Here is a 9,857-nt window from a genome sequence, read left to right as displayed (position 1 = left end):
GCGGCACCTGAAATTCCGGTCAGCACCAGCGACAGTAAACCGCAAAGGGGTTATCACACCGCGGAGACGCAACAACGGCGTACCGCGGCGCAAACCGTCGACACAAATTCCAGCACCGCCGATCATCCTTTGTGACCGATCAACGCACCCGACAACATGGTGGGCCTGAACGCACATGCAGATTTTTCAGAGTCCTAATGCAGACAATTCTTCGGACAGCGATGCAGTTTTTGTTCGATCATAGGTCAGGATAAGTAATCTCCTAAGCAGTGAAAATCTGCAACGCTGATGGCATCACCAGCTCCAATTCATGGAAAGTTTCAGAATCTGAAATGAATATCAATTTCAATTTTCGCCATATTGCGATTCTGCTTGTCACTACGGTTGCGGCATTTTCTCTGGGGTGCCTTGTCACGACACAACATCATGTGAAGACGGAGGTCAACGAATACAAGAACGATCGCGTCAGAGCGGGGGAAACTGTGCGCGAAAGATCCTCCATCTCAGAAAATCCGTATTCATTGTCGTCACCCATGCGCCGTGAATATGACGAATTTCGCAAATGGGTTTTTGAGAATAAAAAAATAGTTTATCTTAGTCGCTCAGGAAATCGACAAGATCTATTAGACATTTCAGGCGCGCTGGAAGCCAAGGGGGTGTCTAAGATATCAACAGAACTGCTGGAACAACGCCTATCTTCTGTAAATAAGATAATAGCGTCTCTGGATGCTCATACTTGCAGTACACTCATAAGAGGAGGGTTCAACCTCTCCGAGTTCATGATCCAAGCCTTCCCGGTAATAAACTCGTTCGACGAAGGCGAAGCAAAAGCATGGATCCAGGTTAACAAGGCTGCCATCGAAGCGCAACTTGCGGGATCACCAAATATCGTGTTATCAACCGAGGACGCAGCGCGAGCCCTTATAAAAATAGCGAGATTATCGAATGCATCCCAGTCGAAAACGTATTTCAGTGGGCTCGCTAGTTTAAAGACAGCAAGCAACGAGGATGCATGCACGACGGCCCGCACACTTTATTCACTAGGAAATGAATTGCCGGAGCCTTATCGCGGATACATGGCGAGGCTGCTCCTTACCGGGCGCGACGGGAATGAAATTATTAATAACTAGAACAATTCAAATAAATTACATATAAATTTTAATTACTTGCCACAGATTGACCCGCCAAATAGGACTATCGACGATGCCCACCGTTTTGATAAGCGATTACCTCAACCCAATAATTAATACCACCACATCGATGGCCGGCGCTATGCAGGCAGCGGCGGGAGGCGATTTGATTGAGGCGGCCGTTACTGTTGCGACTACTGCCGCCGGTGCTCACTCAACCCTAACTAATAGTGAGGTGGCGGGAAAGTTCGGCACGATTGGTGGCTTGGGTAGCGCGGTAGCATCGGCAGTTGATAAGTTAGAAAGCCAAATCAATGATATGGCCGATGCGCTGTCAGTCTATAACGATGCAGTAGCCTCTGGCGACAGGGGGTCGATAAGCGCAAGTGGTCTGCACCTTGCAAGTACCGTCGCGGACGTGCTGAACACCACTGGAGCGGTAATTGCGACTGTCGCCGATGCGTTGGCCTCAGCAGGTATAGTTAGCTCGGCAGCCGCAGCGCCAGTCGTAAGCCTCGGCCTAGCAGTGTCGGCCGCAGCAGGATTATTTACCCTAGCCGCCACCAACGCGGTAGTGGACGCAGTAAAGTCAGCCGCAGCCGAAATCGGCAGCCTGCTCGACGCTATCGACTCGCAGTCAGGTACGGGCGCCATGGGAGGCGCGGGAGCCGCCGGAGGATCAGGCGCATCTGGCACCGGACACCCGGGGGGCTCTGGCGTATCCCCGCCCGAATCAGGCGCAGGTGGCGGCGCCTTGGGCAAATACGACGGCCCTCCGTTGGACTCAACCAGCCCGTTAGTTCTTGATCTGACCGGTTCAGGAATCAACCTGACGCCCTTGAACACCAGCGCGCCCTACTTCGACCTGAACAACGACGGCTTTGCCCGGCAAACCGGCTGGGTTGGTGCGGGCATGGGATTGCTCTGCTTTGACCCGGACAACCGGGCCATCACAAATATTACCCAGCTATTTGGCAATGAAACCACTGATGGCTTCGACATCCTGCGCAAGCTCGACGCCAACCACGACAACATCATCGATGCATCCGATCCTGCCTTTGCAAGCCTGCGGGTGTGGGTCGATGCCAACGGGAACGCAACCTCTGATTCAGGCGAACTCTATACGCTCGGCCAGCTTGGCATCGCCTCAATCAACCTGAATAACACGGTGGTCAGCGAGAGCATCGCGGGTAACAGGATCAGTTCCGTCAGCAGCTTTACATTGACCGACGGCACTACTCATGAAATCGCCGACGCGTGGTTTACCAACAGCACGATGAACACGCGGCCAGTAACACCCGTCGATGTGACAGCGACTGCGGCCGCGCTCCCACAATTGGCAGGTGCGGGAACATTGCGGGACCTGCGTTCGGCCATGTCGCTCGACCCGGACTTGCAGAGTCTGGTGCAGGCCTTCGTTGCACAGCCCTCGGGTGCATCGCCCTCCAGTATCGAGGCAGCGGCACAGGCCGTTCTCTTTCAGTGGGCGGGGGTAACTTCGCTCGCCCCCGCCTCTCGGGGTGGCTCGATTGACGCGCGACACCTTGGCTTCGTGGAGCGGTACCTGGGCAAGTCGTTCAAATCAACCGGTGACGGCGTGAACCCCGGAATCCGTGCATCGAGCTACCTGGAGCAAAGCTGGAACGATCTGTTCGATGCGGCGGTCGCGCGCCTTGTTCTGCAATCACCGTTGGCGGCGAGTGTCGCGCCTGAGTTCAGGTATGACGCCTCCACTGATACGGTCCAGGCAACTGCGACATTTGCGCCAGCACTGGCGGCGGCTCTCCAGCGGCTCGGCACACTCACCCCGGCGAACCTCGCTTCATGGGACCTGCTCTTGCGCGTCGCAGACGCAGCGCGGTTTGACATGGGCATGTCCACGTCGTTGTTCCAGAAATACGTTGCTGTGGCGACAAACGACACGATCGCGTCGGTTGCGAATGCTATCGCAGGCGGGTTGCAGATCAGTTTTGACAGTGCAGGGCGCATTCAGGAAACCGGCAGCACGATCTACCATGACTTCTATGCGGGTCCAGGCATCAGCGTACTGATTGGCAATCGCGCGGGTAACGACCCAAGCAGCACGCTACCCGGACATGACGAATTCCACTACTCCACTGGTGACGGTGTGGTGGAAATTCGGGAGAGCGATCCGAACTCCAGTAAGCCCGGCAATACCCTACAGTTTGGTCCCGGCATTGACCCGTCATCGATTCGGGCAAGAGTGCTCGCCAACGGTGACATGGTATTGACCGATGGCGTGACAGGTGACCAGATCACATTGAAGGGCGAACTTCACGACAGCGGCCAGGGTGTTCAGTTCGTGCAGTTTGCCGATGGCACGACATGGACAAGATACCAGCTGGTCCAGGCTGCCGCGCTCTCGGGAACGGCGGGCAATGACAGGCTGTACGGGACCAGCAATGCAGAAGTGTTCGACGGTAAAGGCGGCAACGATTTCGTCCAGGGCGGCGGCGGGGGCGACACGTTCCTGTTTGATGCGGGCTACGGGAAACTCGAAATTTCTGAGGCAGACAACGGCAGCAACCCGTATAACGTGCTCGCATTTGGGCCGGGAATCAGTGCGTCGTCCGTCTCCGTGCGCACGAACGGCAACTCAGGCATTGTATTGACCGATAGCATTGCGGGCGACCAGATTACGCTTGATACGGCCATGCTCCTTTATAACTACGGCGTGCAGGCGGTGCGCTTTGCAGACAATACGGTCTGGACACAGCAGCAACTGCTTCGCATGGCAACAACAGGCACTGCAACTGACGACAGAATTTACGGAACGTCCAATGCGGAAGTATTCGATGGAAAGGGCGGCAACGATTATGTCCAGGGCGGCGGCGGTGGGGATACTTTCATCTTCAACGCGGGCTACGGGAAGCTGGAGATATCAGAGCTAGACACAGGCAAGACACCCCATAACGTGCTGCAACTCGGCGAAGGAATTAGCGCGTCGTCCGTCGCGATACGTGGCACAGCCAATTTCAGCATCGTGTTGACAGACGGTATCGCGGGCGACCAGATCACGCTGGACGGCGAAGCAAGCAGCCTGACGAACGGAGTGCAGGAAGTGCAGTTCGCTGACGGCTCCGTTTGGAACCGGCAGCAGATGTTGCAGATGGCGGCAACCGGCACGACGGGTGACGACAAGCTCTATGCCGCATCCATCGGTGTAGTGTTCGACGGCAAGGGTGGTAACGACTATATCCAGAGCCTGGGCGGCGGCGACACGTTCATTTTCGATGCGGGTTACGGGAGGCTGGAGATATCGGAGTATGACTCGGGTAGAACACCCAATAACGTCCTGCAACTGGGCGAGGGAATCAGCGCGTCATCGGTTGCGGTGCTCACGTCGGGCAAGAACCTGGTGCTCACGGATGGCATAGCGGGCGATCAGATAACACTCGACTCTTTCATGTACGGTAGTTCCTACGGTGTGCAGCAAGTGCAATTCGCCGACGGCACGACATGGAACCGGGACCAGTTGGCGAATATGGCGTCCACATCAGTGTTACATGCTGAACGGCAGGTTAACAACCTGATTGCGGGCATGGCCTCTTACGGTGTCGAGCCATCGGCCAGTTCACAGATGCCCTACCCGGTCGAGCAGCAGCCACAGGCCATGCTTTCCGCAAACCAGTACTGACACTCCTTCCCCCGCTGCCCACGCATCCGCGCCTTCCTGCGTCGCGGATGTCAAGTCACTTGCATCCTTTGAACGCTCCCGAACCCAAACGGCCGGTGCACGATCCGGCACTCGCATGCCTTGTCATCATTGCAAGGTTTCATGGCATTGCCGCCGACACAGCTCAGTTGCGCCACGCTGCCGCACTCAACGATGAATCCTTCGACAATAGTGCGCTGATACTGAGTGCGCGCTCAATCGGTCTGAAGGCGACCCAGGCACCCTTGCGGATCGACCGCCTCGACCGCACACCGTTACCGGCGCTCGCCTTCGACAGGGACGGCAGGCATTTCATCATCGCACGATGCGACGGCAAGACTGTCTTTATTCTCGAGGCCGACGCGACCACTCCGACAGTGCAATCTCTCGACGCACTCGCGCTCCGTACAACAGGTCAGATGCTGCTATTCGCGTCCCGTGCCTCGCTGGCCGGTGAACTTTCGCGCTTCGATTTTTCGTGGTTCATTCCGGCGATTATCAAGTACCGGAAACTTCTCCTGGAAGTGCTGGGGGTATCGCTAATCCTGCAAGCTTTCGGACTCGTCTCTCCGCTTATGTTCCAGGTGGTGATGGACAAGGTTCTCGTGAACCGGGCCTACAACACACTCACCGTTGTAGGTGTCGCCCTTTTCGTGAGTTCCACTTTCGAAGTGCTGCTATCGGGCCTGCGCACTTACACGTTCTCGCACACCACCAACCGGATTGACGTTGAGCTGGGTGCGCGCTTGTTCCGTCATCTGCTTGCGCTGCCCTTACCCTACTTTTCGGCCCGACGCGTAGGCGATACCGTCGCGCGCGTGCGTGAACTGGAGAACATCCGCAACTTCCTGACGGGCCAGGCGCTGACCGCTGTCATCGATCTGGTGTTCTCTGTCGTGTTCCTCGGCGTAATGTGTCTCTACAGCGTCTGGCTCACATTGATTGTCGTCGCCTCACTACCGCTTTACGCCGCCATTTCAGCCACACTGGTCCCCACTCTGCGACACCGGTTGAACGAAAAATTCGCACGCAGTGCGGACAACCAGTCGTTCCTTGTCGAAACTATTTCGAACATTGAAACGGTTAAGGCCATGGCCGTGGAGCCGCAGTTCATCAAACGATGGGAATCGCAACTCGCCGGCTATGTCGCATCAGGCTTCCGGGTCACGGCGCTCGGCAACGTGGGACAGCAGCTCATCCAGTTCACCGGCAAGCTGGTCACGCTCACCACATTGCTGCTGGGCGCAAAGCTCGTCATCGACGGCCGCCTGACCGTGGGTCAATTGATTGCATTCAACATGATGTCGCAACATGTCGCCTCACCCGTTCTGCGCCTCGCACAACTCTGGCAGGATTTCCAGCAGATCGGTATCTCAATGGGACGTCTTGGGGACATTCTCAATACACGCAATGAATTGCCGCAAAGCAGGCAGGCGTTGCCCGCGGTCAACGGCAATATCCGGTTTGAGAACATCCGGTTCCGCTATCGCGCGGACGGCCCGCCAATCCTGAATGACCTGTCGCTGGAGGTGCGTGCGGGCGATGTCATCGGCATAGTAGGCCGCTCAGGTTCGGGCAAGAGCACGCTCACCAAACTGCTGAACGGCTTTACTTGCCCGAACAGGGAACCGTGCGAATCGATGGAATCGACCTTGCGCTGACGGATCCTGCATGGCTGCGGCGTCAGGTGGGCGTGGTACTGCAGGAAAACACCCTGTTTAACCGCTCGATCCGCGAGAACATTGCGCTGACTGATCCGGGCGCTCCGCTCGATGCTGTCATAGGGGCCGCAAAACTCGCCGGCGCACACGAGTTCATCTGCGAACTGCCTCAAGCCTATGACACGCCCGTTGAGGAACACGGCGGCAACCTCTCGGGTGGCCAGCGCCAACGGCTGGCCATTGCGCGGGCACTCCTCACCAATCCACGCATCCTGATCCTCGACGAGGCGACCAGCGCGCTCGACTTCGAAACCGAGCGGGTTATTCAGAACAATATGCTCGCCATTTGCGCCGGACGGACTGTCATCATCATCGCCCACCGTTTGAGCGCCGTGCGGCACGCAAGCCAGATCATTGCCATGGATCACGGCCGGATCGTGGAACGTGGCACGCACGACGCACTGCTCGCGCAAGGCGGTTACTACGCACGTCTGATTTCACTACAGAACAGCTGATCATGCGACTCGATCTCCAGGCTCTGGCCGATCTGGTGCACCGGTATGCGGCCGTTTGGCGGATTGGCTGGTCTCATCGTGACCAACTCGACGCGCCGGAAAAACTCGCGCACGAACTGGCATTTCAGCCCGCCCAGCTTGAACTGGTTGAAACACCCATTCATCCTGCACCTCGCTGGACCATGCGAGTACTCGCAATCCTGTCAGTCCTGATCCTTTTGGTTTGCATACTCGGCCAACTCGATATCGTCGTCACAGCAAAAGGCAGATTGGTTCCGAACGACCGAGTCAAGATCATTCAGCCCGCGATCACTGGCGTAGTGCGGCAAATTCGGGTTCATGAGGGGCAGCGCGTCAGTGCCGGACAAGCATTGCTGGTGCTGGACTCGACGCAGACAGCAGCCGACGCCGACAAGGCGCGTTCGTCACGCGTCGATGCGGCGCTCGCATCCGCGAGGGCGGCGGCGCTGCTGGAGGCGGTCAGAACCGGACACTCCCCCATAGTGGCACCGGTAGAGGGCGCATCGTCAGAGCAACAGGCCCACGCGCAGCACTTCGCGGACGGCCTCTACAGGGAATATCTCGACAGGCTCGACGCATCGCATGCCGAGTTGCTCAAACGTGAAGCTGAACTCATGACGACACGGCAGGAGGTGGCCAAACTACGCGCGACCGCGCCACTGGCACGTCGCGCAGCCGATGACTACCGCGCGCTGGCACACAACCAGTATGTCGCACAGCATGACTGGCTAGGCAAAGAACAGGCCGCGCTAGAACAGGAGCACGAACTGGCCGCGCAACAAAGCCGCGCTCAGGAACTGACTGCAGCCATAGCAGAACAGCGCGCCGCCACCGGACAGACCACCTCCCAGTTCTCACGGGAACAGCTTGACGTGCTCGACAAGGCCAAACAACAGTTCGCGCAGAGTCGCGCTGACGAGACTAAGGCCGTGACCCGCCAGGCACTGATGACACTGTACGCACCGGTTGCCGGAACGGTCGAACAGCTCGCCACGCATACTCCCGGAGGCGTAGTCACCACGGCCCAGACGATCATGGAAATCGTGCCTGACGACGCGGTAGAAGTTGAAGCAAGCATTGAGAACAGGGACGTAGGCTTCGTCAATGTCGGGCAGGACGCCATAGTCAAGATCGAAGCGTTTCCATACACCCGCTATGGCTATCTGACCGGCCAGGTTACATCGGTATCGAACGACGCAGTGCAGGACAGGAACCGGAAATCCGGCTTGGCCTTCAACGTGCGCGTACGTCTGCCGGCCGGCCACATGCCAATCGATGGTAAGCCCGTCAGTCTCACGCCGGGCATGCAGGTGACAGCCGAGATCAGGACGGGACGGCGCAGCGTTGCAGGGTATTTCCTTGATCCGCTGACGCGAACAGCCGGGGAAAGCCTGCATGAACGCTAGATCGCTCATGCGGGCGAAACGTGCCCGCATTCTCATCACGCTGGTTGTGAAAGGTGCTCTGCTGCTGGGTGGCTTGCCGCCGTCTGCGTGCGCATTCGATGTATTCGGCGCCGCCGCTAGCGTGCCACCTACACCCGCAGGTGAGTTCGCCGACACCGATGCCGCGCATTCCTGCCAGTTCGTTCCGCTAGGGGCACCGCTTCGTCTGGCCGAGGCCGTGAATCGCGCCTTGTGCGAAAACCCCAAGACCCGGGAGGTTTGGGCAAACGTGAAGATTCAGGCCGCTGCCGTTGGCGTCGCGAAGTCAGCCTATCTGCCGACCCTGAGCGCCAGTCTGCAGGACGGACGGGATGACGCGACAACAGACGTAAAGGGATACTCACGCCTGAGTTCGGTCACCCGCTCAACGCTCTACTCCGGTTCCGCCTCTGCAAACTGGATCCTGTATGACTTCGGCGGCAGGAAGGCGGCGCTCGCCAATGCGCAGGCCCTGCTCGCTGCCGCGCACGCCACCCATGACGCTACTCTGCAGACAGTGTTTGCCACCGTCGCCACCGACTATTACGCTGCGCAGGCCGCCGCAGCAAAGCTGGAATTGGCGAAGGAAACAGAATCTATCGCATATGACAGCTTCACCGCAGCGTCGGCGCGCGTGACCCGTGGCGTTGCCGCGATTTCCGACCAGTTGCAGGCAGAGACTGCCTGGGCGCAATCAACGTTCAGTCGCGTAAAAGCCGAAGGTGATTTGCAGATTGCAATCGGCACGCTCGCTGCCGACATGAGCCTGCGCGCGGACCAGCCCGTTGCGATGCCGGATGCCGAAGACAGCGTAGTGCCGGACAATGCTTTCGCGGAAACCGTAACGGCAATGATCGAGGACGCACAGCGCACTCACCCCGCAATCGCCGCGGCCAGGGCAAAGCTCGACGCTGCTATCGCCAGCGAACAGCAGACCCGCGCAGAAGGATTGCCCGTCTTCAGCCTGACCGGAAGATACAGCCAGAACAACCAGCCTGCGAGCCTCGGGCTGGGCGAACCGCACCTTCCTTCGACCGGGCGCGACTGGTATTTAGGCGTGCAAGTGCAGATTCCGCTGTTCGAAGGGTTCGGACGCAGCTACAGGATCGGCGGCGCACATGCTCAGGCGGAGCTTCAGAAGGACATGCTTGATGAAGCGCGCCAGCAGGTCGCACTCGATGTCTGGAAAAGCTACCAGTTACTCCAGACGGACACGGAAAACATCAACAACGCCGCCACGCTGCTACTGGTAACACAGCGCTCATTCGATGTCGCACGACACCGTTATGCAGCGGGCGTCGGCAACATTCTGGAACTGCTATCCGCACAGAAAGCGCTCTCGGAGGCCAGGCAGCAGCGCGTCCAGGCGCTGACGGGCTGGCGCGCGGCGCGGCTGCAGTTGGCCGCGAAGCTGGGACGTCTCACTGCTG

At 58.2% G+C, this 9,857-nt stretch carries 4 protein-coding genes and 1 pseudogene; all 5 read left to right on the top strand.

The annotated features are described in order from the left end of the window. Positions 1-332 precede the first annotated feature (332 nt). Entirely contained in the window at positions 333-1,130 is a 798-nt protein-coding gene (locus P0D70_RS35605) for a hypothetical protein (protein ID WP_408187967.1), read from the top strand. A 73-nt stretch (positions 1,131-1,203) separates the two neighbouring features. Next, entirely contained in the window at positions 1,204-4,788 is a 3,585-nt protein-coding gene (locus P0D70_RS35600) for an SPM autocatalytic domain-containing protein (protein ID WP_408187966.1), read from the top strand. Positions 4,789-4,835: 47 nt separating this feature from the next. Then, positions 4,836-6,982 (top strand): annotated as a pseudogene (locus tag P0D70_RS35595) (type I secretion system permease/ATPase). A gap of 2 nt (positions 6,983-6,984) precedes the next feature. Beyond that, the gene (locus P0D70_RS35590) at positions 6,985-8,409 is read left to right on the top strand and encodes an HlyD family type I secretion periplasmic adaptor subunit (protein ID WP_408187965.1); all 1,425 of its coding nucleotides are present in this window, start codon (positions 6,985-6,987) and stop codon (positions 8,407-8,409) included. Beyond that, the coding region (locus tag P0D70_RS35585; protein ID WP_408187964.1) for a TolC family protein at positions 8,399-9,857 on the top strand (1,459 nt) is incomplete at its 3' end. The genes P0D70_RS35590 and P0D70_RS35585, both read left to right, overlap by 11 nt.

Source organism: Paraburkholderia sp. RL17-381-BIF-C, from assembly GCF_046026435.1.
GTDB lineage: Bacteria > Pseudomonadota > Gammaproteobacteria > Burkholderiales > Burkholderiaceae > Paraburkholderia.
This window is presented reverse-complemented; position numbering and strand designations above follow the sequence as displayed.

Bases quoted from the DNA above. Each gene is read 5' to 3' on its own strand.
- P0D70_RS35605 (WP_408187967.1), top strand. From the start codon at position 333: ATGAATATCAATTTCAATTTTCGCCATATTGCGATTCTGCTTGTCACT.
- P0D70_RS35600 (WP_408187966.1), top strand. From the start codon at position 1,204: ATGCCCACCGTTTTGATAAGCGATTACCTCAACCCAATAATTAATACC.
- P0D70_RS35590 (WP_408187965.1), top strand. From the start codon at position 6,985: ATGCGACTCGATCTCCAGGCTCTGGCCGATCTGGTGCACCGGTATGCG.